The sequence below is a fragment of the Leptolyngbya sp. FACHB-1624 genome (assembly GCF_047649235.1).
GTDB classification, from domain to species: Bacteria; Cyanobacteriota; Cyanobacteriia; order Leptolyngbyales; family Leptolyngbyaceae; genus Leptolyngbya; species Leptolyngbya boryana.
In genome coordinates, this window is sequence record NZ_CP180258.1 from 3939376 (window position 1) to 3963541 (window position 24166).

Sequence of the window (24166 nt, forward strand, 5' to 3'; positions counted from 1 at the left end):
GGATTCTATCTTTCTGTCCGATGGGTTGTACTCATTGTATCGAGGAGAGGCATAGAGACAAACTGGCTTCTGTTGATATAGTTGGGAAAATGTCTCCACATCAGGGTCTAGGTTCTTCAACTCCCTTAAAAACTTGACAATGCTGCTTGCGAATCGATATCAGATCTTACGAACGTTAGGCGAAGGAGGATTTGGTCAGACCTTCTTAGCAGAAGACACCCAAATGCCCTCTAGACGGATTTGTGTGATTAAACAACTCAAGCCTGTCACGACTGAAGCAGGCGTTTATCAAGTGATTCAAGACCGATTTCAGCGAGAAGCTGCGATTTTAGAAAAACTAGGCGAAAATCATCTCCAAATTCCTAGACTCTACGCCTATTTCAATGATGCGGGGCAGTTTTATCTCGTACAAGAATGGATTGAAGGCGAAACGTTAGAACAACTCGTCGATCGCAAAGCACTGTTCACCGAAAATTCTGTCCGTAAGATCTTGCTCGATCTTTTACCTGTGCTGGAATTTATCCACGCTCAGGGCATGATTCACCGCGATATCAAACCTGAAAATATCATCCTGCGAAATTCTAATCAGGAGCCAGTGCTGATCGACTATGGAGCGGTTCGCGAAACAATGGGAACGGTGTTTAATTCGAGAGGAAATCCTACCAGTTCGATCGTGATTGGCACACCAGGCTACATGCCCTCTGAACAAGCCGCAGGTAGACCCATTCCCTCAAGTGATCTTTACAGTTTAGGATTGACTGCAATCTATCTGCTCACAGGTCGATCGCCTCAACTGTTAGAAACCGATCCGCAAACTGGAGAAATTTTATGGCAGCAGAACGCACCTCAGTTAAGCCCTGAATTTGCGGCAATTTTAACCAAAATGGTGCACTCGCATCCACGCGATCGATATGCGAGTGCGACTCAACTTCGAGCCGTCCTAGAATCTCCAACGTCTACCGTCCCTTCGACTCAGATTCATCAAGCTAGTACTGAGGTCGGCACTGTCATGCTCGCCTCGAATTCATCGAGTGTGGTGTCTGCTTCATCGACTCAACCCGATCGCTCAAAACTGATCACGGCTGGAATTGTTGGCGGTGGATTACTTGCAGCCGTTGGAACAGTGAGCTTTTTCCTTAGTCGTGATCCTCATGTTCTCACTCTGCCGCCCATTGTTCGATCTACGATTGCGAGTCCTAACCCAACCGGGAAGTCCTTCACGGAAACAAGCCCATCCCCATCGCCGGTTGAAAGTCCTCGGGTTCGCACTGCTTCTCCTGAGCCGAGTCCTATTACTTCTAACAATCCTAAACCCTCTCCAACGAACAATAATCCACCCGGGGAAGTGATTTCTGTGCCGCTTGTTCTTAAAGGAATTGCTGGAGGACAGGTAAAAGTTTATGCTCAGCCTTCTACGCGATCGAATTCCCCCCATTACGGTCTGACAGGTGATCAAGTAATTGCTACCCGACTGACAGAAAATGATACTCAAGAGCTTTGGTACTATGTGAAGTTTCCGTCAGGTGCGGAGGGCTGGATTCAAGCAGAACAAACCGATTCCATCAATGATCCATCTGAAATTTCCCAATTTCCTCGTGAGGGACGATTGCTGGGCGAAACGATTGGAAGTCGTGTGAATATCCGTTCTGCACCTTCGACTACTGCGAGTGCGCCAAGCTATGGATTAGTTGGGGATCGAGTCGTTGTCTTGGAGCAAACGCTGGGCGAGGATAATAGAACCTGGTATTTCGTTGAATTTCCAGCTTCTAAGGCAAGAGGTTGGGTGCGGGAGGATTTTGTGGGGATGTGAATCTGATAAACTGATCGTCGAAAAAGTGCATGGGTACAGATATGATTCGAGCCGTTGTTGTTGACCCAGATGTACCTGGACGCTTAGCGATCGCATTAGTTGATCCCCCTTCAGCCTTGCCGAATCAAGCAATTGTTGAAGTTGCTGCCATTTCGCTGAATCGCGGTGAAGTTCGACGATCGCTGAGTGCCGCAGCGGGTTGGCGACCCGGTTGGGACTTTGCCGGAACGATTTCAGTCGCTGCCGCTGATGGATCTGGATTTCCGGTTGGAACTCGGGTTGTAGGATTTTTGAGCGGGGGAGCTTGGGCAGAAGAAGTTGCCGTTTCAACCGATGCGATCGTAGCTTTACCAGATTCGGTTGATTTTAAAACTGCTGCGACACTCCCTGTAGCTGGATTGACCGCATTGTTAGCGTTAGAGAAAGGTGGAAATTTACTCGATCGTTCGGTTCTAATTACGGGTGCATCGGGTGGAGTCGGATATTTTGCCTGTCAACTTGCGGAAGCAGCAGGCGCGATCGTCACGGCTCAAGTGCGTCGCTCTGAGTTAGTAGAATTTGTCAAAACCGCCAAAGCGCATCAAGTGATTGTCGGCAATCGATTTGATCAGTTTGCGCCTTATGATCTTGCACTCGATTCTGTGGGCGGAGACGTATTACCAGGTGTGCTAGAAAACCTTGCACTCGATGGAACCTGCGTAACCTTCGGAGCGACAGCAGGTTCAGAAGTAACTTTCAACGTCTCCAAATTCTATGGCAAGGGTGGCTTAAATTTCTATGGCTTTATCCTATTTCATGAACTGACCAAGCAAACTGCTGCTGCTGGACTGACGCGCTTAGTTAAGCTTGTTGAGCAAGACTTACTGAAGCCTCACATCGATTTAGAAGCTTCATGGCAAGAGGTTGCTCAAGTCGCGCAGCAACTAACTGATCGGCGATTTCTAGGTAAGGCTGTTCTTCAGCTTCGGACATAGAACTCTCTCGATCGGATAATATCCCAGTGAGGAAGTCATTGTTAATTCGTCGCTCTAAAGTGTAGCTATTCTAAGCATTAGGGGCGAACCTTATGTTAACTGGACTCTTATTAATCGTGGGTTATGGCGCAATCAGTAGTGCTTTTCTAGCACGCTTATTAGAAAACAATCAATTCTAAGTGAGAGAACCATGCCTTCTTGGTTCATTGCAGGCTTATGGGGCTTACTTGGCGGTTCAGCGCTTGTTTTAGGAGCGGCAGTAGGTTATTTTGCCCGATTACCCCAACGCCTCATCGCTGCAATTATGGCGTTTGGTGCTGGAGTACTAATTTCAGCGTTGTCTTTTGAATTGATGGACGAAGCCTTTCAGCGCGGTGGATTTGATTCAACTGCGATCGGCTTTATCAGCGGAGCTACCGTTTACACCTTAGCCAATTGGTTTCTCTCGACTCAAGGTGCAAAACATCGCAAGCGGTCTGGGCAAAAGCAACCCAGTGAAGCGGATAATTCGGGCAGCGGAGCCGCGATCGCAGTCGGCGCGCTACTCGACGGTATTCCTGAATCGATCGTGATTGGTGTGAGTATGCTCGGTGGGGGTGTGGTGAGTTGGGTGACGGTAGCAGCCGTGTTTTTATCGAATGTTCCTGAAGGATTGTCCAGCGCTGCGGGCATGAAGCAAGCGGGTCGATCGCTCAAATATATTTTCGGAATTTGGAGCTTGATTGCGATCTCATCGGGCATTGCTGCATTATTTGGCTATGTTGTGTTTAGCCACGTTTCCACGGAGATTATCGCAGCGACGGATGCAATTGCAGCAGGAGCCATTCTCGCCATGATTGCAGATACGATGATTCCTGAGGCGTTTGAATACACACACGATTTCGCAGGACTAATCACAGTGTGCGGATTTCTCGCTGCATTCGTTCTAAGTAAGCTTAGCGGTTAATGCTGTGCAAGCACCTGTGAAACCAACATGGTTCACCTGCAACTTAGGAGCACAAGTTATACCCAATCAATGTTTGATCGCGACACTTGATGTCCTGGCGATTAGAAATCGCGGCTCAGCAGACAAAACCCGACTGCGCGGGTTAAAGAAATGGCTGTTAGTCCGTGCAGGCGGACTTCGTTTGTGAAGCCGCGAATTCCATTCGCAAGGCATTTGTCGTAAACATTTTTCAATTTGGTATTACACCAGTTTGAGCGCTAGTTTGAGTGATCGTTGCGAACTTCAGCGGGGATATCGAACTTCCCGTAATTGTAGTCATCCCAAACTTGAAAGAATCGCTTGCGCCGTTCTCCACCTGCTGCAACATAGGCATCTAAATCAGCCTGGAGCAGTTTTTTCATCAATGGCTGCTTTGCTAGAGCTAAGAGTTCCTTGAGTTCCGGTGCTGAAAAATTTGCTTCTAACTGAGTCACGTAGGTTGTTTCAGCAAATTTCCATCCTGCTTCTTTGGCGACGAGTGATTTGAGCCATGCCATCAGTTTTAAGTTTCTGGGCTCTGGTGAAAACATTGCCATATCAATACTGTTGCCGAGATATAGATCATATCTTTGATCAATTCCAGCTTCAGCCAGCACCGCTTTTGCAAGTTCTCGTTGAGTTTGGATTGGAGGCTCTGCGATATTCTGAGAATTTGCCGCGCAACTGATAAATAAGACACAACTCACAAAAAGAGCCGCTAGCCATCGGAAGTTGAGCTTGAGCATACTTATTCCTGAAAAGACATCATCTTCCGCCAAGATAACAGTTCAAACTCGATTTACATCTAATCCCGCATATTCCGGTCAGAAAATGAGGAATTCTATTGCGATCGCGCTCATTCCCCGATAGGATAGGGATCGCCTAATTACGGTAACACCTGTGATCAACCGTAAAAGGCAGGGAGAGCACGATGCAGTTTCGACGACTTGGAATCAAATCAATCGCCCTATTTTTGCTAGGCGTGACATTGAGTATGACGGTTGCTGCCTGTAGTGGTGGCAATGCTGGCTCGAATGTGGCACTGACACTGGTTGGCTATGCAGTTCCCAAAGCGGCGCATGATGCCATTATTCCAAGATTCATCGAACAGTGGAAAAAAGAAAAGGGTCAAGATGTGATCTTCAGCTATAGCTATGGCGCATCAGGCTCTCAAACTCGGGCTGTGATTGATGGACTCGATGCTGATATTACACATTTAGCAGTGGCAGCCGACACGGAGAGAATTGTCAAAGAGGGATTGATTCGTCAAGACTGGGCAGCGAGAGTTCCAAATCAAGGCATTGTTGCTAGAACGGTTGTCGCGATCGTGGTGCGACCTGGAAATCCTAAAAATATTCAGTCCTTTCAAGATCTGACACGCGATGATGTGAAGTGGGTAACGCCTGATCCCAAAACATCAGGAGGCGCACGTTGGAATTTTATGGCGCTGTGGAATGATGCCTTGAAACGCAGTAACAATGATGAAGCGAAAGCGAAAATCTTAGTTGCGAAGGAGTTTAAGAATGTTGCAGTCCTCGCTCGAGATGCGCGGGAAGCAACCGATGCTTTCGCAAAACAGGGACAGGGCGATGCGCTGATCAACTATGAAAATGAGGTAATCCTCGCGCAGCAGAAAGGAATTCCACTCGAATACATTGTTCCAGACGTGAATATTTCGATCGATACACCTCTAGCAGTGGTCGATAAGAATGTCGATCGCAATAAAACTCGCGACGCCGCAGAAGCGTATGCAAAGTTCTTATTTACGCCCGCAGCGCAAGCAGAGTTTGTCAAATTAGGATTTCGTCCCTTTAGCAAAGATGCTGGACAATTCCAGCCTGTCAAGGATTTAGCAACGATTCAGGACTTTGGCGGCTGGGGCAAAGTTCAGAAAAAATTCTTTGAAGACGGCGGCATTTTTGATCAAACGATTACTGCATCAAAACAGTCATAAGAGGAAATTGATGGTTACTTCTAGCTCTGAGAAAGTCCCATTTTGGAAGGTCGCATTCCGATCGATTGTTCAGGCTCCTTGGACATGGCGGATCATGATTGGCTATCTCACTGTGATGCTAATCATTCCAACAGTTGCAATGTTCTTGAAAGCATCAACCGTCGGAGTAGAGAAGTTTTGGAGTATTGCTACTAGCCCGATCGCTTTGTCAACGTATGACATCACGTTTACGACTGCTTTAATCGCAGCTTTAATTAATGGCGTGTTTGGCACATTGATTGCTTGGGTTTTAGTCCGATACGATTTTCCTTTCAAAAAGTTCATCGATGCTTCAGTCGATTTGCCGTTTGCTTTGCCAACAGCCGTTGCAGGTTTAACGTTGGCAACAGTGTATAGCGAGGAAGGATGGATTGGCTCGCTGTTGGCTCCTTTTGGCATTAAGATTGCGTTCACTCGATTGGGTGTTGGGATTGCGATGGTGTTTATTTCCCTGCCATTTGTGATTCGCACCGTGCAACCAGTCCTCGCTGAGATGGAAAAAGAAACTGAGGAAGCTGCTTGGAGTTTGGGTGCTTCTGAATGGGAGACGTTTCGACATGTGATTTTGCCGCCTCTGTTACCTGCAATCTTAACCGGGGTTGCTTTGGGATTCTCGCGTGCAGTGGGTGAATATGGTTCGACGGTGATTGTTGCCTCGAATACGCCATTCAGGGATTTGATTGCACCTGTGTTGATTTTTCAACGATTGGAACAGTATGACTATGCGGGTGCAACTGTGATCGGAATTGTGCTACTCGCAATTTCGCTGTTGATGCTGTTGGGACTCAATCTACTGCAAGCGTGGGGTAGACGTTACGATTCGGGTTCTTCGAGTAAACGAGTAGGACATTAAGGAGTGAATGAGATGAGTACGATCGTGAGTTCAACTCGTTCAAGGAAGAAAGTCGCATGGGTTCCAGCCGTTTTAATTACGATCGCGATCGCATTTCTCGCGCTGATCATTTACATTCCCGCGATCAATGTTTTCTATCAGGCTTTTAAGAATGGGGTTGCTCCATTTCTCGCGAATTTACGACAGCCGAACTTTATGGCAGCCGTGAGATTGACGATCGCATTAGCCGCTATTTCTGTACCGCTGAACATCATTTTTGGATTGTGTACAGCTTGGGCACTCGCACGAAAGCAGTTTCGAGGTCGTGCTTTATTGTTGAGCATTATTGACCTGCCGTTTGCGATTTCGCCTGTAGTTGCAGGTTTGATGTTGGTCTTGCTGTATGGACGGAATGGCTGGTTTGGACCAATGCTGAATGCTGCTGATATTAAAATTATTTTTGCGTTTCCGGGCATGGTACTGGCAACGATGTTTGTGAGCTTGCCGTTTGTAGCACGAGAAGTGATTCCAGTCTTAGATGAGATTGGCCCAGAGCAGGAAGAAGCAGCAAGTACTTTAGGTGCTAGTCACTGGCAAACGTTTTGGCGAGTCACGTTACCGAGTATTCGTTGGGGCTTGCTTTATGGGGTCATTTTGACGAATGCAAGAGCGATGGGTGAGTTCGGGGCTGTGTCAGTTGTGTCAGGAAATTTGGCAGGTAAGACGCAAAGTTTGCCACTGTTTATCGAGGAAGAGTATAAGCAGTATGCAACCGAGTCAGCTTATTCAGCAGCAGTGTTGCTCGCGTTGCTTGCAGTCGTCACGCTCATCGTGAAAGAAATTATGCAACGGAAGTCGCGAATTTCAGAGGAAGAATAAGCGATGATAGATTGATTTTGCTCGTCATCAATCTGATAGGGAGATAGGGGAAAGATATGCAATCTATAATTACGGCTCCCCACTCCTCCACAATCAAGACATTTACCTCCTAACAAATCCCTTCCAAGGCAAGATAAGCCGTCCCATATGCCGCTTCTGTCTGGACTGCCTCGCGCACAGACACACCAAGCTGTCTGTGTCGAATTGCTGTCCAAGCCGAATTTTTTGCTCCGCCTCCTGCGGTGAAAACCTGCTTTAACGGCGTTGCACCTAACGATTCAAGCAATCGATATCCCTGAGCTTCAATCCTTGCCATACTTTCGAGTAAGCCATGTAGAAACTCAACACGATCGAGCGGCTGCGGCTCTAATCTCGGCATTAATTCAGGATCATTGATTGGAAATCGATCTCCCGGTTTTAACAACGGATAGTAATCTAACGGACTTTCTTGACTAGCAGAAATACGATCGCTCAATTCAATCAATTCTTCCGTCGTGAAGAACTGCTTTAACACTGCTCCACCTGTATTTGAAGCTCCACCGACGAGCCAGCGCTTGCCAAATCGATGGCTATAGATCCCGTAACGAGTATCATCAATCCGAGTATCACTGAGGAGTTTCAGAACAAGCGTTGAGCCTAATGAAGTCACAGCTTCTCCAGAGGTACTCGCTCGACTAGCAATAAAAGCTGCAATGCTATCGGTTGTACCTGCATAAATTTGACAGTCAGCAGGAATGTTAAATGCTTGAGCGATCGAGGATTGAATCGGTGCGATCGCGCTTCCTGGCTCTTGGACGATTGGTAATAATTCTTGAAGTGGAAGCCAACTGGGATAGTTGAAGTGCTCGACATCGTATCCAAGCTTCAAACTATTGTGATAGTCACTAATTCCACATTGACCGTGCAGTTGAAATGCTAACCAGTCAGCTTGATGCAATAGATATCTCGCTTGGGAAAAATCCTCGCAGTTCTCTTGCCACCACAGCAATTTAGCCAGTGTAGACGTTGAACTCACAACCGGATGATCAGCAGGTGCGATCGCTCGAATTCTCTCTAAAACACTCACTCCACGTGCATCGTTGTACAGCAGAGGTTCGGTAATCGGGCAACCTGAACGATCGCACAGTAGTACGGTTGAAGATGTCCCATTAATTGCGATGCGATCGAGATGATTTCTCACTGCTTCGGGTAGATTTCGTAGCAATTGCCACAGTGTTTCAAGCCAAGTCTGGGCAAGATTAGAAGTATAAGAGACTGCGGCTTGAGCCTCGATTTTGCCATCGGGGCGAATCGCGATCGCGCGTGCGCCAGAAGTGCCGAAATCAATACCTAGAGATAGATGCATGGGTGACGAATCAACATTAAATTTGTGATACAAATCTATTCAAATCTATTTAGAACTACTTAAACTATTCTCATAAAAAGATTGTTCGCAATTTTGAGGAGAAAAAGTATAGATGTATACGTTTAACATTGTTGGAGTCTCTCCAATTTTGTCTTTCTTCAATCAACAACAAGACCTTCTTCAAAAAGATTTAGAAACAGGAGTTGAATACTTATCGAGCTTTGAGTGTACTTTAGAGGATGTTTTAAAAGACAATTGAGGCTGTAAAAAAGCTCTCCGGTCATAAGCTGTAAATACGTAAAAGCACAGCACCGAGAGAGCTACATGAGTAAATCGTATCCCAGTAACCTCACTCCTGCCCAATATGAATTGTTGAGCGACCTGCTACCTGATGCAAAACCAGGGGGACGACCGCGAGAAGTAGACTTATGGGACATTCTCAATGCAATTTTTTATGTTTTAGTCGAAGGAGTGCGGTGGCGAGCGTTACCTGGAGATTTTCCAGCTTGGCAAACGGTCTACACTTACTTTCGTAATTGGCGTAAGGATGGAACCTGGTTGAGCATTCACGACCGTCTCTATCGCTGCATCCGCATCGAAGTCGGGCGCTCTCCGAGCCCATCTGAAGCAATTGTCGATAGCCAAAGCGTGAAAAGTGCGGCAGGAGTGCATGCAGCAATCGGATTTGATGCAGGTAAGGTGATCAAAGGGCGCAAGCGATTCATCACGGTCGATACGCTGGGATTGATCTTACGGGTCTTTGTCACTGCTGCCAGCACCCCAGAACGCGCCGGCGGCAAAACTGTTCTCCAGCGGGTGCGACAACGCGGGAAAGCCGTGTCTCGTCTACACACGATTTGGGTGGATGGCGGCTTCGATGGCTTTCCCTTTATGCACTGGGTGGTCACCATCTGTCGTTGGATTGTCCAAGTGGTCTTACGCCCGGAACAAACCAAAGGCTTTGTCCTGCTCAAAAAGCGATGGGTGGTGGAACGAACTCTGGGCTGGCTGATGCACTGTCGTCGCTTAGTTCGGGATTATGAGTTACTTCCAGAAACTTCAGAGACTTGGATTTACTTAGCAATGATTCGGATCATGGTTAGGAGATTGGCATAAAATTTGACCGACTCCGACTTTTAAAACACCCTCTTAGATGCACTGATTTATTCTGTGGAAACGGTCAGCCCTCACCATCCGTGGAATCTAGATGAAGTGGTTGATACTGTTGTGAGCTTTTGGGTGAAAAATTCAGATGCGATTTCTCACTGGAAGGACCGACTTCAAGATGCAGGAAAAGACAGTCTTTTAGTCAGCCGTGTCGCAGATATTGATGCGCTCAAAACCGAATTTGAATTGCTATTTGAAAATTAATAGAGTAGCAATTTCGAAACAGGAGCGTGTTACTTTAATCTGCTAGAAAAGTCCATTAAACGCTTCAGAATATTCAGACAAAAACCACTTGCTGATAGCAATCGCTGATTCATGCTAGATGGAGAGGCGCGATCGCTTCTTTAATCCAGAAACAATCACGCCTCTACTTTAAGATTGACAGAACTACAGCATAGAGTCTGCGGAAGACTGAGTTGAACTGCGTGAAAAGCTTGCGTCAATAATAGAATCTCGCTGCTTTGGAATTAATCGCTTGCCAAACTTCGCATAGATGGCAGGAATGACGAGTAGCGTCAGCGCCGTAGACGTAAACAAGCCCCCCAAGACCACAATAGCTAACGGTTGCAGGATTTCGTTTCCGGCTCCGCTCGAAAGTACCAGCGGCAAGGTTCCTAATGCTGAAGTTAAAGCCGTCATCAAAATGGCATCAATCCGCTCAAGCGAGCCTTTGACGATAACATCTTTCAGCGGCATTCCTTGCGCAAATTTGTTGTTGTAGTTATCAACCAGCAACAACCCATTGCGAACTGCAACCCCAAACAATGTGATGAAGCCTACTAAAGAAGCAACAGACATCACACCACCACTTAACAGAATTGAGACAATACCACCCACAAGTGCTAAGGGAAGGTTGATCATGATAGCGATCGTGGCAGGCAGCGATCGAACTGAGAAGAACATCAGCACCGCAATCATAACGGCTGCCAAAATACTAAACACCAGTAGATTATTAGTTGCCCGCTGCTCAGACTCGAACTGTCCGCCGTACTGGATAAAGTAGCCATTCGGCAGTTTCACCTTTTGCTGAATCTGCGATTGAATGTCACCGACCACGCTCCCGAGATCGCGTTCTGCAACGTTCGCAGAAACCACAATCAAGCGAGAAACATCTTCCCGATTCACAATATTCGCGCCCATGCCGTAGTCTACTTTGGCGACAGTACCAAGCGAAATCGTTTGTCCAGTTGGAGCAACGATCGGAATCGCCCGAATCGCGTCTAGGTTGTTACGGGCGGGTTCTGTCAGCGAAACCGCAATATCAATTAACTGTTGATTTTCTGCAACTTGAGAAACCACACGACCATTGAGCGCCGTTTCAACAGTGTTCGAGATCTGCTCCATACTCAAGCCATAAGTCGCAGCGGCAGCCCGATCGTATTGAATTTGTACTTGTCGAATTGGCAACTGAGGTTCAAGCTGCAAGTCTACAACACCCTGAATCGGCTGAATCACATCGCGAACTTGTTCCCCGATCTTTCTCAGTTCAGCGAGATCAGGGCCGAAGATTTTCACCGCGATCGCACTTCTTACTCCAGAGAGCACTTCATCCATCCGGTGAGAAATAAACCCACCAATGTTAGAAGCCACACCAGGCAACTTCGTGAAAGCTTCGCGCAGTTGTTTGATGCTCGCTTCTCGGTTTTGCATTGCGCGATCGCTGAGTTCAACATCAACGTGAGCAATGTTTACCCCTGCGCCATCTGCATCACCCGGAGCACGTCCAGATCGCACCTGCACCCACTCAAACAGCGGATTATCTTTGAGCGAGTTATTCAGCGCGATGCCTGCTCGATTGGTCATGTCGAGCGAAACACCGGGAAAGAGCACCATCGAGTTCACCATTGATTTTTCTTGGAACTCTGGTAGAAAGACTCGACCCAAAGAAGGCACGATCGCAACCGCAGCAATCAGTGAAGCAAGAGCGACTCCTAAAATCACCTGCGGCGATCGTAAAGAGATATTCAGGAGTGGACGATAAAGCCGCTGTGCGAGGCGAGAAACAAAGGTGTTTTCTTGCGGCAAGGTTTGGTTGGCTAACAAAATCGCGCAGAGTGCTGGCGTGAGAGTCATTGCGACGATCAACGAAGCTGCGATCGACAACAAATAAGCCAAGCCCATCGGAGCAAAAATCCGCCCTTCTACGCCAGTCAAGCTAAAAATCGGAGCAAATACCACAATGATAATCACCGTCGAGAAAATCACGGCTAATCGCACTTCGACAAATGAATCCAGCACAACCTTAAACGGATGTTTTGGATGACCTTCAGCTTGATTATTTCTCAGTCCGCGATAGCAATTCTCCATATAGACGATCGAATCATCCACAAAGCCTCCGAGTGCAACCACTAAGCCTCCGATCGTCATCGTATTGATGCCTAGACCCATCCACTTCATCAATAGCAATCCGATCAGCAACGATAACGGAATTGCGGTTAAGGTGATCAATGCTGTTCTCCAGTTCATTAAGAACAGCAGCATAATCACCGAAACAATCACAATGCCTTCGAGCAGTGAACTCCCGACATTCCTGATCGCCACATCAATAAAGTTCGCTTGCCGAAACGTTTGCGCGGCTTGCACATCGGCGGGTAAGGTGGCTTGCAACGATTTCATCATCGTTTCAACCGATTGCGTCACCGTTGGCGTATCGATATCCGGTTGCTTGTTGACCATCAAGACGATCGCGGGCTGCCCCCTAAAACTGGCATCTCCGCGTTTGGGAGCCGCACCCGTTTTGACTTCTGCCACATCTTTGAGCAGGACAGGTTTACCGTCTTGAACTTTCACCACAGACTGCTGTAAGTCCTCGATCGATTTCACTTGTCCGATTCCGCGCACGAGTAGCTCTTGACCACCGCCAGTCAGGAAGCCTCCTGGAGCATTAGAGTTTGCGCCTTGAGCCGCTGCGGTCACTTCAGACAAGGAGATTTTGCGCGATCGTAGCTTGTCTGGATCAACCAAGACCTGCTCTTGGCGCTCGTCTCCACCATACAGCGTCACCTGAGTGACTCCTGGAACGGAGAGGATTTGGCTGCTGAGTGTCGTATCGACCAACCGCCGCAAATCCATCAGTGTCGTCTTACCCTGTCCGTTCACCGTGAAGGCATATTGTAAAATCGTGCCGAGTGGTGAAGCTAATGGCGAAATCTCCGGAGGATGAATACCTTCAGGAAGTTGGTTCGTCACTTGCTGCAAGCTTTCTGTCACCGCTTGGCGGGCTTTATAGATGTCCGCGTTTTGATCGAAGACGATCTGTACCATTGAGAGTCCCACTTTCGAGGACGATCGCACCGTGGTCACACCGGGAAGTCCATTTACCGCACTCTCGATCGGGACAGTAATTTGTGATTCGATTTCTTCTGGAGCAAGTCCAGACGCTTCGGTGTGAATATCAACTTGCGGCGGTGCAAATTCGGGAAAGACATCGAGCGGCATCTGTGTGACACTAAAAATCCCCCAGAGTGTCACCAGAATTGAGCCAATCACAATCAGCCAGCGCTGAACGATCGAGCCTTTTAAAATCTGGTCAAGTAGAGAATTCAGCATACATTACAGATCTCCCTTGTCCGAGAAAACGCTCTTTTTCTTGCGGGTTGCCAGAAATGCACCGACCCCACCGAGTAAGACCACACCACCCCCGATCGCGGCGGCTGTTTTGATCGGCATTCCGCTCGGCTGATCGGGACTTTGTGCGGTTCCTTGAGACTGTGCTTGCTCGGATTTGGATGCGATCGGGGATGCGGCAGGACTGGGAGAAGCCGCAGTCGATTGCGTTTTGCGCGATTCTGCAAACAGCGATAAGCTACCTTGTGTTACCAACTTTTCGCCAACAGATAAGCCTTCTGTCACTTCAATCTGATCGCCCTTGGTTGCGCCCGTCTTGACAGGAACAGGCTCATAAAAATTTTCGTACTGCACAAAAGCCAGCTTTTTCCCATCTGCATCCACTAAAGCAGTCGCAGGAATCATCACCCCAGTCGCACTTTTTTGCGTGATCGGAGCCACTGAAATCCCCAAGAGCGAATCCGTTTCAGCATTCACCTTCACCCGCTGAATCCCGCCTTGTGCTTGGAATTCGTCGCCGTGCCCCGCATGAGCAAACACGATCGTAGGCGCGCTGAGCGTCAAACTGATAGTAAGAATCGAACTGATGAATCGAAAGGGTTTCATGGGAAGTCCTCACGCTAACTTGAGCCGAATAAAATCTCCATCAGTCTGCCAGCAGCGAGATGAAATTCGGGTGAAATAAAGAACGTTTCGGTAAAATCAAGCTCAGAGCAATGATCTGAAGCGATGCGAATTCTACTGGTAGAAGATGAAACAGATTTGGGGCGGGCGATTAAGCAAGTTCTAGTTAGCGAGAAATATATCGTCGATTGGGTGCAAGATGGAATGCAGGCTTGGCACTATCTAGAAAACCAATGGACAGACTACACTGTTGCGATCGTCGATTGGCTCATCCCTGAAATATCGGGTATCGAACTCTGTCAGCGACTCAGAGCGCAGAACAATCCTTTACCGATCTTGATGCTGACGGCACTCGGTCAGCCAGAGAACCGAGTGGCAGGGTTAGATGCAGGAGCCGATGACTACTTAGTGAAGCCATTTGTCATGGAAGAACTTCTAGCACGATTAAGAGCGTTACAACGGCGATCGCCGAGTCTCCAACCTCAAACCCTCACAATTGGAAGCTTGACGCTCGACTATGCGAACAACACACTGTTCAGCGAACACATGCAACCGATTCCGTTGACAGTGAAAGAGTTCCAAATCCTAGCGTATTTGATGCAAAATCCCGATCGCATTCTTTCGAGTAGCAAAATCCGTCATCAGCTTTGGGATCTCGATGCTGAACCTGTCAGTAACGTTGTTGCTGCCCAAATGCGATTACTGCGGCGTAAGCTTGCGAGCTATGGATGCAATTGTCCGATCGAGACGATTCCGGGTCAAGGCTACCGATTCAACACGTCCAATCATGAATAGTCATCAGCTTTTTCGGCGCAGTCGGATTCAGTTAGCACTTTGGTATGCCGGGGTGATGGGAGTGATCTTGAGCTTGTCAGGATTCGGTCTCTATCGCTCGATCGCGCAAGCAAATTGGGCGGCAATGGAGCGAGAAGTTGAATCGATCGCGGGAACTCTGCATGACAGTTTAGAACCGATGCTACCTGCTTCAGAAACGCCCACAACCGCACTGCGGCAAATTTTGCCAGAGCTTTGTTTAGTCGGACAACCTTGTAATGCAAATCCGACTCTCATTCAGCGGCACACGATTGGAATTAGCGATCGCAGCACTTACTACATTCGACTGTTCAATCACCGAGGTAGGCTGCTTGCCTTTTCTCCGAATCCCCCAACTGAACTGCCTCAAACGCTCAATCCGACTCCGTGGCAAACGTTTCAAACCGCATCAGGAACGCGCTATCGCCAATTTACAATCATCTTGCATGGAAATCACAATCCTTCAGAACCTCATGGATCATGGGGCTATCTCCAACTTGGACGAAACTTAGAGGTGTTTGATACCGAAATTCTGCAAATGCGATGGATCTTACTGGTTGGATTTCCGATCGCGTTAGGTTTAGTCGCGGTTTCAAGCTGGTGGCTTTCCGGTTTAGCGATGCAACCGATTTATCAGTCTTACCAACAGCAGCAGCAGTTTACCGCAAATGCTGCACACGAACTGCGATCGCCCCTAGCTAGTCTCTTAGCAACCGTAGAGGCAATCTTGCGAGTCCCTCAGTCTGATCCCCAAGAGATGCAAACCATGCTGCACACGGTTGAACGGCAGGGCAGACGATTGAGCCATTTGATTGCAGACCTGCTCTTTCTGACGAGTCTTGAGCACCATTCGTCACTTAAGCCCTCGCAGCGCTGTTGCTTAAATGATCTAATTAGTGACTTAACTGAAGAATTTTTAGAGTTAGCAACCCTGGCGAAACTTGATCTTATCCATCAGGTTCCCGATCGTGATGTTTACGTTTTAGGGAATGAGTCTCAACTTTACCGTTTAGTTTCAAACCTAATTGCAAATTCGATTCAGTACACAGCCAGTAATGGAAAGATTATTATCAGCTTAATCGCTCGCGATCGCACAGCATTCATCACGGTGAAAGATACTGGAATTGGCATTGCCCCCAAGGATCAGGATCGAATCTTTGATCGCTTCTATCGAGTCGATAGAGATCGCTCTCGCAAAACAGGTGGAACAGGGCTAGGACTCGCCATTGCACAGGCGATCGCTCACCATCATCAAGCGACACTCAAGGTTGAAAGTCAAGTTGGGCAAGGGAGTATTTTTATAGTAGAGATTCCATTAGCTCATTAGGGTCAGCGATCGTAAACTCGCTTCTACTGTGCTGTTACAATCCCAATTCCTGTATCTTGCACTTGAATCACTTCAAAACTCTTTCTAGAGTGTGACGTGAGATCATAACAATATCGATTTTACTGAAAAACAGTATATCGAGGTAGTGTCATGGCAACTCAGGATAAAGTTGCAGAACTTGCACATCTTAGAGAGTTAGGAAACACTCGGGAAATGGTCTTTCCGATCGGGCTAGGTGGAATGCCAATGTCAATCCGCGATCGCTCGTCGGAATCTCAAGCGATCGCTACAATTCATCGAGCTTTAGAACTGGGTGTCACATTGATTGATACCGCCGATGCTTATTGCATCGATGAATCCGATAAGCATCACAACGAAAAACTCATTTACAAGGCATTACAGCAATATTCGGGTGACAAAAGCCAAGTCATGGTTGCAACCAAAGGTGGTTTGATGCGTCCAGACGGAGCTTGGACACAGAATGGGAATCCAGATCATCTGCGACAGACCATTCGAGAAAGTTTTGAAGCCCTCGGTGGAGATCAACCGCTCGATATTTGGCAGTATCATTCACCCGATCCAAATTATTCGATCGCTCAAGCGCTCACGCCTGCGAAAGAAGCGGTTCACCAAGGGATTGTTCGCTATGTAGGCGTATCGAACTTTAGCGTCGAACAAATCAAGCAAGCGCGCGATGTCGTTGAAATCGTCTCTGTGCAAAATCAATACAATCCTTGGCATCGCAATCCTGAATATGATGGCGTTCTGGAATATTGTGAAGCGGAAGGAATCACTTTTCTGCCTTGGAGTCCGTTAGGTGGCAGCCAGCGTGTGTCTCAGTTAAAAGAGATTCATGGAATTTCCGACTTGGCAAACGAGAAAAATATCTCGATTTATAGCTTAATTTTGGCGTGGATGTTGTCAAAATCGCCTTGTATTGTGCCGATTCCAGGTGCAAGCAAGCCTGAGAGTATTGCGGATTCTGTCAAAGCCGCAGAAGTTCGACTCGATCCCCAAGAGATCGCGATCGTTGAAGATGCGATCGCTCAGGTTTAACAAACATCTCCAAGCCGTAGTTTGACTCTGCTCACCGCTCTAAACCTGATACCAAATTGATCTTTAATTGCGCTTTCCCGCCCGTGATTGGAAATCACGGTCTAACCGTTGCGAACTCCCTAAAGGGACTAACAGAATACAGCGATCCAGTCCCTTCAGTGGACTTCGCACAGTTAGCACGGGGTTTAAAACCTCGTGCGGGAGAGCGCGATCGACAAATCAACCCGAAGTTTATAGGTGGAATTAATTTGATATGAAATCTTCGCGGCTCAATCCGCGAGGTTAACCAGCTTCAGGATCGACCTCTGATAAAGCCCGATCCTGAATTTCTCAATTTATAAGGACTTCAGCCCTTGAATCGCAACGCAACCCCGGCTCAATTCACATCATTTTAAGTTTTGTTTACAAATCTCAATACTTAATGTTACGCTTTGTAAAGAACAACGTAAAACATCCATTGAGATCAAAATTATGAGAAGCGGTTCAATCATCGACGATCAAGGCAAACTGAACAATTTTGCGATCGAGCCTCAAATGTACGTCACCGATCAGCCCCAATTCGGCTTCAACATTAATGCAGAACGCTTGAATGGTCGTCTCGCAATGATTGGATTCGTTTCCCTCTTGGCACTAGAAGTCTTCACCGGACACGGAATCATTGGATTTTTCACATCTCTCTAGAATCAGCGCTCAGTTCACACAAACGCTGAACCATTAAAAAGATGCGTATACTGCGGTTTGCCAAAAGCTTTCATCGAGCTTAGTGGAGCGATTCAACAGCACTCAAACACAGTTGAATCAGAGATAGATAAAACTCCATCCTCCAATCCGCAGTAGAGTCATCCATTGAGTGAGTTCGGGAGTGGGGAGATACGTACAGAAAATTGCACATCATTCTGGGGCGAGATAGGATAGCCTATCTAATGGAAGTAGATTTGTGCTAGTCGTCCTATGGCTGTCGATTTTTTGAGTCATCTGAATCCGTCCCAAAAACAAGCCGTTCAGCATTTTTGTGGTCCTCTGCTCGTGATTGCAGGTGCAGGCTCAGGAAAGACGCGCGCATTGACTTATCGGATTGCCAACTTGGTGCTGACTCATCGAGTTGATCCTGAAAATATTCTGGCTGTAACCTTTACGAACAAAGCAGCACGGGAGATGAAGGATCGCATCGAACGACTGTTTGCAGAACAGCGGGCACTGACTGAGCATGGGCAATCGCTGCAATCGCTTCCGGGACATGTGCAGACGAAATTGCGATCGCAAGTCTACAAATCGATCACGAAAGATCTCTGGATCGGAACCTTCCACGCACTCTGCTGCCGGATTCTACGCTTCGATATTGAGAAATTCCAAGATGAGAAAGGGCGGAAATGGACAAAATCTTTCTCGATTTTTGATGAATCCGATGCCCAGAGCTTAGTCAAAGACATCATCATCAATCAACTGAATATTGACGATAAGAAATTTGATCCACGCAGCGTTCGGTATGCAATCAGCAACGCTAAGAATAAGGGGTTAACCCCGCGAGATTACGAGCGAGAGCAATCTAACTTCAAAGGAAAAGTGATTGCAAATATCTACAGCGTTTATCAAGATAAACTCGCTGAAAACAATGCGGTTGACTTTGATGATCTGATTTGGATTCCGGTGCAACTCTTCCGTCAGAATGAACAGATTCGCGCATACTGGCACAAACGCTTTCGTCACATTCTAGTAGATGAGTATCAAGATACAAATCGCACACAGTACGAATTGCTGCAACTTCTGACAACGAATGGAGAATCTGCCCGCAGCTTTAAAGAGTGGGATTATCGATCGATCTTCGTTGTCGGCGACGCAGATCAATCGATTTACTCGTTCCGCATGGCAGATTTCACGATTCTGATGGGCTTCCAGCAAGACTTTGGCGATGGACTGCCCGATGATGATACGCGAACGATGGTGAAATTAGAAGAGAACTATCGATCGACAGAGAACATTCTCCAACTTGCAAACGACCTGATCGAGAACAACACAGAACGGATTGATAAAGTTCTCAAACCAACTCGCGGACAAGGCGAACCGACTTTCTGCTATCGCGCTCAAGATGAGATCGATGAAGCCGAATTCGTGATTCAACAAATGCGGAGATTAGAAGCGGTAAATTCTGATCTGCATTGGGGTAAGTTTGCTATTCTCTATCGCACCAACGCTCAATCCCGAGCCTTTGAAGAAATTTTGGTGCGGTGGGGTGTCCCTTACAAGATTGTCGGCGGGCTGCGATTCTACGATCGTAAAGAAATCAAAGACGTTCTAGCTTACTTGAGAGCGATCGCAAATCCATCGGATTCATTAAGTTTGCTGCGTGTGATTAATACTCCGCGTCGGGGCGTTGGCAAAACCACGATCGAAGCCCTGCAAAAAGCAGCGATCGAACTTGAGACTCCACTGTGGGAGATTCTTAGCGATGAAACCTCGATCAAAACTCTGGCAGGACGATCCTCGAAAGGCGTGATTCAATTTGTCGAAATCATTCAGCGATGGCGATCGCAGATTGACACTGTAAGCGCTTCCGAACTCGTTCAAGGAGTTTTAGAAGATTCAGGCTATGTCAGAGATTTAAAATCTCAAGGCACAGACGAAGCAGAAGATCGCTTACAGAACGTGCAGGAGTTATATAACGCCGTTCTGCAATACGAAGAAGAAAACGAAGACGACAAGAGTTTGATCGGCTTCTTAGCAAGCGCCTCTTTAGCCTCCGATTTGGATGACACCGAGGAAGAATCGACGAAAGTCTCGCTGATGACCTTGCACTCGTCGAAAGGGTTGGAATTTCCGATCGTATTTCTCGTCGGTTTAGAGCAAGGGTTATTTCCCAGTTATCGATCGCTCGATGATCCAGCCGCGATCGAAGAAGAACGTCGCCTTTGCTATGTGGGCATTACCCGTGCTCAAGAGCGGTTATTTATCTCTCATGCTCGCGAACGTCGATTGTATGGAAACCGCGAACCTGCGAGTCCTTCGCTTTTCCTGGGAGAACTCCCGCGTGAATTGATGGATAGCAATACAAAAGCTGCTATTCCTAAAAAGTTCACAGAAAAGAAACCTCAATCTAAGCCTGCACCCATTTTACAGAGCGATGTTGAATGGAGTGTGGGAGATCGCGTTATGCACAGTCAGTTTGGCATCGGCGAAGTGACAAACGTGTTTGGCAGTGGGAGCAAAGCCACATTAGCCATTCGATTTGACAATTTAACCGGGATGAAACGGAAGATCTTGCCGATTGGCGATCGCGGTTTAACTGCGATCGATTAAAGAATATCAGTCGTATTCAATCTGAGTTGAGCCACCTAGCCGACTAATCCCGCTCTCAGTGCTCGCACTGCTGCTTGAGTCCGATCGTCGGCACAGAGCTTATTGAGAATATTGCGGACATGTGTTTTGACTGTACCTACTGTGATGTAGAGCTTTTCTGCAATCACAGCATTACTACAGCCATCGACAATCAGTTGCAGCACTTCTAACTCACGCTCAGTCAGCGGATAGGCTTCAATAATTTGGTTGTATTCCGGTTCGGCAGCGGTAATCGCAACCTGCTGTAGTTCGTCTGTAATCGGGGTAGGCGGGGTCTGCGTCTGAGTTTGACGGAGCACGACTCTCGCAATTGCAGGATCAATCCAAGAATTTCCTTCATTCGTCACCCGCAATGCATCGACCAACTGATCGAGACTGACATCTTTCATGCAGTAAGAATCTGCACCTGCCGCGAATGCTGCTAAAACCGTATCTTCTTGATCTTGTAGGGTAAGAATTAAGACTCTCGTATCGGATTGCTCCTCCGAGGCAGCTTGAGCTTGGCGGAAGCGGCGCGTCAACTCGATGCCGTCGATATCCGGTAAACCAATATCGACGATCGCAACATCGGGTTTATGCTGGAGCAGCAATTTTAGCCCATCTGTGCCATTTGCAGCCTCGCCAACCACTTGAAAGCCGGGTCTTTGCTGTAAAGCCGTTTTCATACCGACTCGCGTTAGATCATGATCTTCAATCAGCGTAATGCGAATATCATTCATATACGAAGACTCCCACAATGTTTAGAAAATATCAAATTTGCATAGAAAAATAACGATTCTTTGTACAGTTGTTCAGCCGACCACTAACCGGATGTGCGGCTACTAATGTTCAACTTTAAACACTTTAAACATAGTCACAAATATAGAGTTTTGTTGTGCATCCCTGGTATATAGCTCAAGAATGATTTGTGCATCCTGCCGTCATTTCGCTGGAATGCGGCAACGATCAAGTGATTTCATTCGTATAACAAATTGTAATAATTAGGATGATAATCTCAGCTTTGTTGATTGGGAGTCCCGATCGCAGAACATCAAGATTAAGCAGAAGCAGAAGGAATAGGTGGGGTAATTCGGGTTAGGCGTGAACTCGATCTTTCAAGTGAAAATGCCTCGACGGCTTGCGGCCAAACAATGGGTCAAGCCGTGCAAATCATTTCTTTCTGCATGAGTGCCTCTGCGAATTAACTTCGGAGGGATTCATGCAGAAAGTTGAATCTCTTCTGCGTCTAAGCTTGCAATTGCTTCCAACGTTTTTGGAGATCTTCGATCGTATAAACCGCTCGGAATTTTAACCCTTGCTGCTGGTAAAACTCTGCACCCCCCTGTTGGCGATCGACGAGCGAGATCACTTCATCGACTTGATATCCGGCATCGCGCAATCGCTCAACCGCCTTCATCGCGGATTGCCCCGTTGTCACGACATCTTCTAAAACAACAACTCGGCTTCCCTCCGGTAACGTCAACCCCTCAATATATGCCTGCGTTCCATGCCCTTTCGCCTCTTTACGGACAATCAACGCGGAGATCGATTTTCCTTCATAAGCCCCGACCACACTCGTCGCCGTTACAATCGGATCAGCCCCTAACGTTAAACCCGCCACAGCAACGGTATCCGGCTCCAATAACGCTAACAACACTCGCCCGACTGCCAAAGCACCTTGGGGATGCAAGGTCACCTGCTTCCCATTGATGTAATACGAACTGCGCTGACCCGAAGACAAGAGAAAATCTCCCTCCCGATAAGCACCCAAACAGAACAGATCCAAAAGGCGATCGCGCACTTCCTCAATCTCAGCCGTTGACCAAGGAAATGTTTTTGCGTCGAACTTAGTCACATTTGTCATATGCGGGCAAACTAATGAATATTACGTGTCAAAAAGCATGGATTTGGTTAAATTTCATACATGAATGCGGTAAAAACACGCAGTTAATTGTGAAACCACCCAATCTTTTCTACCTTTTAGCCAATCATTGAGGATAAAGAACTATGGGCGTGAGGATCAAGAGCCTATTTAGCGCAATTGCGCTCAGTGCCTCTTCTAGTTTGATGGCGATCGCAGCCAGCGCGCAAGAGGCACCCGTATTTCGTCCGAACGAAACCATTCCGAATGCGATCGATCGTGCCTATTTCGGAGCACTCGGCGAATTCTCCGATCGCAATCCCCTACGGTATACCCAAACCATCATCGGAACGCCTTATGGGTATCCGGAAAATCAAATTTCTCGCGATGGGGAGCGGATTCATCGCATTTACTTAGACTTGATGAATCAGCAAAATTCAAGCGATCCGTTGATTCGGACAGCCGATTTGCCCAACCCATTTAATCTGTCGGTGCAAACGCTGCCAACTTCTGGCAATCGCGTTGTGGGAAGTGAATTTGCGATCGAACAGCCACTCGATCCACAATTTCCAGTCCAGCCGATGACCCCGCCGAATTCACTATTGCCGCAGCGATACTAGGAATTTGGAGTTTGGATTCAGTTCTTGAATTGACTGAATCCAAAATTAACTGAATCCAGGGTGCAGGAGTTGAACCCGCCTGAGGCGAATTATGAGTTCGCTGCCTAAACCGCTCGGCCAACCCTGGGAATTAGCCGTATTTTAACTCGACTTTTTCGGTTTTAACGCCTCGCTTAGAAAAATCGATCGATTCAATTTTTGCGATTGATAACGCCGCGCTTCACCTATCTCTCGCTCTGTCCAGCCTCAAAAATTCAAATTGTCCAAGAATGAGAATTGCAGCATACAATTGCTGATATAAATTTCCAGTTCCCATTGCGTTGGATCGCCCATGAAAGTTAATTCCACCGTTGCCCTAACCTTTACGTTACTTGCCCTGATGTTAGGAGCAGGAGTTTTTACCGCGACTTGGGGATACGCGATCGGACGAGAAGCACTCAAAGGCATTACCCAACCCGACTCTCGCCCCACGAATAAGGGCACTGCCAAAAATTCGAGTGGACGAGAAGAATTGGTGATCTTGAAAGAAGAAGACATCATCAAATCGGTCAAAGAAAAAATCAATGCGACGGGTCGGGCAGGTTCAGCGAGTACAAGCTCGAATACAAGCGCAGCACCTCCAGCAAAATCCGAGAAATCTGTGGCGACTGTGACAACGGCAAAGCTGCCCATTCTTACACGATCGAATGATGTTGCGATGGAAGTAACGGGGATTCGCAAACAGGGTGATTCGATGCTGCTCGACGTAGCGATGAAAAATGATGGCAGTCAACCCGTGAAATTTCTCTATAGTTTCCTGAATGTCACGGATGATAAAGGTCGCCTGATCGTTGCAGAAACAACCGGATTGCCATCGGAATTGCCTGCCAAGAGCGATCGCCTGAGTGGGACGATTAGTATTCCAACTTCGATGCTAGATGATGCTCAGAAGCTCTCAATTCAACTGAGTGATTATCCTGACCAAAAACTGCAACTGAAGATGGCAGACATTCCCATTAAATAACGCTAAACTCAACTTCTCA

General features: G+C 47.3%; 22 protein-coding genes and 1 tRNA gene. 16 read left to right on the forward strand and 7 right to left on the reverse strand.

Annotated features, from left to right (window positions below):
- Positions 1 to 139: 139 nt before the first annotated feature.
- The 4 genes from ACMUEV_RS18515 to ACMUEV_RS18530 all read left to right on the forward strand — a co-directional run bounded on the left by ACMUEV_RS18515 (position 140) and on the right by ACMUEV_RS18530 (position 3917).
- Complete coding sequence (locus ACMUEV_RS18515; protein WP_190652177.1) at positions 140 to 1810, forward strand: protein kinase domain-containing protein; 1671 nt, start codon at positions 140 to 142, stop codon at positions 1808 to 1810.
- 29 nt (positions 1811 to 1839) lie between these two features.
- The gene (locus tag ACMUEV_RS18520) at positions 1840 to 2784 is read left to right on the forward strand and encodes a zinc-binding dehydrogenase (protein WP_190652176.1); all 945 of its coding nucleotides are present in this window, start codon (positions 1840 to 1842) and stop codon (positions 2782 to 2784) included.
- 190 nt (positions 2785 to 2974) lie between these two features.
- Complete coding sequence (locus ACMUEV_RS18525; protein WP_190652175.1) at positions 2975 to 3730, forward strand: ZIP family metal transporter; 756 nt, start codon at positions 2975 to 2977, stop codon at positions 3728 to 3730.
- Positions 3731 to 3746: 16 nt separating this feature from the next.
- Positions 3747 to 3917, forward strand: coding sequence for a hypothetical protein (locus ACMUEV_RS18530; protein ID WP_190652174.1), 171 nt, complete (start codon positions 3747 to 3749; stop codon positions 3915 to 3917).
- Between the two features lie 70 nt (positions 3918 to 3987).
- Here ACMUEV_RS18530 and ACMUEV_RS18535 read toward each other — a convergent pair whose 3' ends face one another.
- Complete coding sequence (locus ACMUEV_RS18535) at positions 3988 to 4494, reverse strand: hypothetical protein (protein ID WP_017287594.1); 507 nt, start codon at positions 4492 to 4494, stop codon at positions 3988 to 3990.
- Positions 4495 to 4679: 185 nt separating this feature from the next.
- On the opposite strand from ACMUEV_RS18535, the gene ACMUEV_RS18540 reads away from it, so the two are divergent.
- The 3 genes from ACMUEV_RS18540 to cysW are packed head-to-tail and all read left to right on the forward strand — an operon-like array spanning position 4680 to position 7452.
- The gene (locus ACMUEV_RS18540; RefSeq protein WP_190652173.1) at positions 4680 to 5702 is read left to right on the forward strand and encodes a sulfate ABC transporter substrate-binding protein; all 1023 of its coding nucleotides are present in this window, start codon (positions 4680 to 4682) and stop codon (positions 5700 to 5702) included.
- Between the two features lie 10 nt (positions 5703 to 5712).
- Positions 5713 to 6594, forward strand: a complete 882-nt coding sequence (gene cysT, locus ACMUEV_RS18545; protein ID WP_017287592.1) for a sulfate ABC transporter permease subunit CysT — start codon at positions 5713 to 5715, stop codon at positions 6592 to 6594.
- Positions 6595 to 6606: 12 nt separating this feature from the next.
- A complete protein-coding gene (cysW, locus tag ACMUEV_RS18550) occupies positions 6607 to 7452 on the forward strand; it encodes a sulfate ABC transporter permease subunit CysW (protein ID WP_017287591.1) in 846 nt (281 codons plus the stop codon).
- A gap of 109 nt (positions 7453 to 7561) precedes the next feature.
- Here cysW and ACMUEV_RS18555 read toward each other — a convergent pair whose 3' ends face one another.
- The gene (locus tag ACMUEV_RS18555; protein ID WP_190652172.1) at positions 7562 to 8797 is read right to left on the reverse strand and encodes an FGGY-family carbohydrate kinase; all 1236 of its coding nucleotides are present in this window, start codon (positions 8795 to 8797) and stop codon (positions 7562 to 7564) included.
- Between the two features lie 324 nt (positions 8798 to 9121).
- Between ACMUEV_RS18555 and ACMUEV_RS18560 the strand changes: the two genes are divergently transcribed.
- Both ACMUEV_RS18560 and ACMUEV_RS18565 read left to right on the forward strand, forming a co-directional pair.
- Positions 9122 to 9913 (forward strand): IS5 family transposase, encoded by a 792-nt coding sequence (locus ACMUEV_RS18560; RefSeq protein ID WP_415354614.1) that lies wholly within the window; start codon positions 9122 to 9124, stop codon positions 9911 to 9913.
- A 54-nt stretch (positions 9914 to 9967) separates the two neighbouring features.
- Positions 9968 to 10168 carry a hypothetical protein gene (locus ACMUEV_RS18565; RefSeq protein WP_242044896.1) on the forward strand — a complete coding sequence of 67 codons (201 nt, stop codon included), beginning with the start codon at positions 9968 to 9970 and terminating at the stop codon, positions 10166 to 10168.
- A 183-nt stretch (positions 10169 to 10351) separates the two neighbouring features.
- Here the strand turns inward: ACMUEV_RS18565 and ACMUEV_RS18570 are convergent, their stop codons facing one another.
- Positions 10352 to 13513, reverse strand: a complete 3162-nt coding sequence (locus ACMUEV_RS18570; protein WP_190653650.1) for an efflux RND transporter permease subunit — start codon at positions 13511 to 13513, stop codon at positions 10352 to 10354.
- Between the two features lie 3 nt (positions 13514 to 13516).
- On the reverse strand, positions 13517 to 14137 hold the full coding sequence (locus ACMUEV_RS18575; RefSeq protein ID WP_190653649.1) for a cobalt transporter: 621 nt from the start codon (positions 14135 to 14137) through the stop codon (positions 13517 to 13519).
- A gap of 123 nt (positions 14138 to 14260) precedes the next feature.
- Between ACMUEV_RS18575 and rppA the strand changes: the two genes are divergently transcribed.
- From rppA to pcrA, 5 genes are all read left to right on the forward strand, one after another.
- Positions 14261 to 14950 carry a two-component system response regulator RppA gene (gene rppA, locus ACMUEV_RS18580; RefSeq protein WP_190653648.1) on the forward strand — a complete coding sequence of 230 codons (690 nt, stop codon included), beginning with the start codon at positions 14261 to 14263 and terminating at the stop codon, positions 14948 to 14950.
- Positions 14943 to 16295 (forward strand): two-component system sensor histidine kinase RppB, encoded by a 1353-nt coding sequence (gene rppB / locus ACMUEV_RS18585; RefSeq protein WP_190653647.1) that lies wholly within the window; start codon positions 14943 to 14945, stop codon positions 16293 to 16295. The genes rppA and rppB overlap by 8 nt, the downstream gene beginning before the upstream one ends.
- Positions 16296 to 16445: 150 nt before the next feature.
- A complete protein-coding gene (locus ACMUEV_RS18590; protein WP_190653646.1) occupies positions 16446 to 17351 on the forward strand; it encodes an aldo/keto reductase in 906 nt (301 codons plus the stop codon).
- Between the two features lie 471 nt (positions 17352 to 17822).
- Positions 17823 to 18032 carry a chlorophyll a/b-binding protein gene (locus tag ACMUEV_RS18595; RefSeq protein ID WP_017287585.1) on the forward strand — a complete coding sequence of 70 codons (210 nt, stop codon included), beginning with the start codon at positions 17823 to 17825 and terminating at the stop codon, positions 18030 to 18032.
- A gap of 270 nt (positions 18033 to 18302) precedes the next feature.
- Positions 18303 to 20645 (forward strand): DNA helicase PcrA, encoded by a 2343-nt coding sequence (pcrA, locus tag ACMUEV_RS18600; RefSeq protein WP_190653645.1) that lies wholly within the window; start codon positions 18303 to 18305, stop codon positions 20643 to 20645.
- A gap of 35 nt (positions 20646 to 20680) precedes the next feature.
- On the opposite strand, the gene ACMUEV_RS18605 is transcribed toward pcrA, so the two are convergent.
- Positions 20681 to 21403: a response regulator gene (locus ACMUEV_RS18605; protein WP_190653644.1), complete on the reverse strand. Its 723-nt coding sequence runs from the start codon at positions 21401 to 21403 to the stop codon at positions 20681 to 20683.
- A 506-nt stretch (positions 21404 to 21909) separates the two neighbouring features.
- A complete protein-coding gene (gene pyrE, locus ACMUEV_RS18610; protein ID WP_026148551.1) occupies positions 21910 to 22527 on the reverse strand; it encodes an orotate phosphoribosyltransferase in 618 nt (205 codons plus the stop codon).
- Between the two features lie 143 nt (positions 22528 to 22670).
- Between pyrE and ACMUEV_RS18615 the strand changes: the two genes are divergently transcribed.
- A complete protein-coding gene (locus ACMUEV_RS18615; RefSeq protein WP_051077789.1) occupies positions 22671 to 23144 on the forward strand; it encodes a hypothetical protein in 474 nt (157 codons plus the stop codon).
- A gap of 54 nt (positions 23145 to 23198) precedes the next feature.
- Here ACMUEV_RS18615 and ACMUEV_RS18620 read toward each other — a convergent pair.
- Positions 23199 to 23271, reverse strand: a tRNA-Ile gene (locus ACMUEV_RS18620).
- Positions 23272 to 23475: 204 nt separating this feature from the next.
- On the opposite strand from ACMUEV_RS18620, the gene ACMUEV_RS18625 reads away from it, so the two are divergent.
- Entirely contained in the window at positions 23476 to 24147 is a 672-nt protein-coding gene (locus tag ACMUEV_RS18625) for a hypothetical protein (RefSeq protein WP_017287580.1), read from the forward strand.
- Positions 24148 to 24166 lie beyond the last annotated feature (19 nt).

What these genes read in the sequence shown, in the direction of transcription:
- ACMUEV_RS18515 (WP_190652177.1), top strand. Translation starts at nt 140, where the DNA reads ATGCTGCTTGCGAATCGATATCAGATCTTACGAACGTTAGGCGAAGGA.
- ACMUEV_RS18520 (WP_190652176.1), top strand. Translation starts at nt 1,840, where the DNA reads ATGGGTACAGATATGATTCGAGCCGTTGTTGTTGACCCAGATGTACCT.
- ACMUEV_RS18525 (WP_190652175.1), top strand. Translation starts at nt 2,975, where the DNA reads ATGCCTTCTTGGTTCATTGCAGGCTTATGGGGCTTACTTGGCGGTTCA.
- ACMUEV_RS18535 (WP_017287594.1), bottom strand. Translation starts at nt 4,494, where the DNA reads ATGCTCAAGCTCAACTTCCGATGGCTAGCGGCTCTTTTTGTGAGTTGT.
- ACMUEV_RS18540 (WP_190652173.1), top strand. Translation starts at nt 4,680, where the DNA reads ATGCAGTTTCGACGACTTGGAATCAAATCAATCGCCCTATTTTTGCTA.
- cysT (WP_017287592.1), top strand. Translation starts at nt 5,713, where the DNA reads ATGGTTACTTCTAGCTCTGAGAAAGTCCCATTTTGGAAGGTCGCATTC.
- cysW (WP_017287591.1), top strand. Translation starts at nt 6,607, where the DNA reads ATGAGTACGATCGTGAGTTCAACTCGTTCAAGGAAGAAAGTCGCATGG.
- ACMUEV_RS18555 (WP_190652172.1), bottom strand. Translation starts at nt 8,797, where the DNA reads ATGCATCTATCTCTAGGTATTGATTTCGGCACTTCTGGCGCACGCGCG.
- ACMUEV_RS18560 (WP_415354614.1), top strand. Translation starts at nt 9,122, where the DNA reads ATGAGTAAATCGTATCCCAGTAACCTCACTCCTGCCCAATATGAATTG.
- ACMUEV_RS18570 (WP_190653650.1), bottom strand. Translation starts at nt 13,513, where the DNA reads ATGCTGAATTCTCTACTTGACCAGATTTTAAAAGGCTCGATCGTTCAG.
- ACMUEV_RS18575 (WP_190653649.1), bottom strand. Translation starts at nt 14,137, where the DNA reads ATGAAACCCTTTCGATTCATCAGTTCGATTCTTACTATCAGTTTGACG.
- rppA (WP_190653648.1), top strand. Translation starts at nt 14,261, where the DNA reads ATGCGAATTCTACTGGTAGAAGATGAAACAGATTTGGGGCGGGCGATT.
- rppB (WP_190653647.1), top strand. Translation starts at nt 14,943, where the DNA reads ATGAATAGTCATCAGCTTTTTCGGCGCAGTCGGATTCAGTTAGCACTT.
- ACMUEV_RS18590 (WP_190653646.1), top strand. Translation starts at nt 16,446, where the DNA reads ATGGCAACTCAGGATAAAGTTGCAGAACTTGCACATCTTAGAGAGTTA.
- ACMUEV_RS18595 (WP_017287585.1), top strand. Translation starts at nt 17,823, where the DNA reads ATGAGAAGCGGTTCAATCATCGACGATCAAGGCAAACTGAACAATTTT.
- pcrA (WP_190653645.1), top strand. Translation starts at nt 18,303, where the DNA reads ATGGCTGTCGATTTTTTGAGTCATCTGAATCCGTCCCAAAAACAAGCC.
- ACMUEV_RS18605 (WP_190653644.1), bottom strand. Translation starts at nt 21,403, where the DNA reads ATGAATGATATTCGCATTACGCTGATTGAAGATCATGATCTAACGCGA.
- pyrE (WP_026148551.1), bottom strand. Translation starts at nt 22,527, where the DNA reads ATGACAAATGTGACTAAGTTCGACGCAAAAACATTTCCTTGGTCAACG.
- ACMUEV_RS18615 (WP_051077789.1), top strand. Translation starts at nt 22,671, where the DNA reads ATGGGCGTGAGGATCAAGAGCCTATTTAGCGCAATTGCGCTCAGTGCC.
- ACMUEV_RS18625 (WP_017287580.1), top strand. Translation starts at nt 23,476, where the DNA reads ATGAAAGTTAATTCCACCGTTGCCCTAACCTTTACGTTACTTGCCCTG.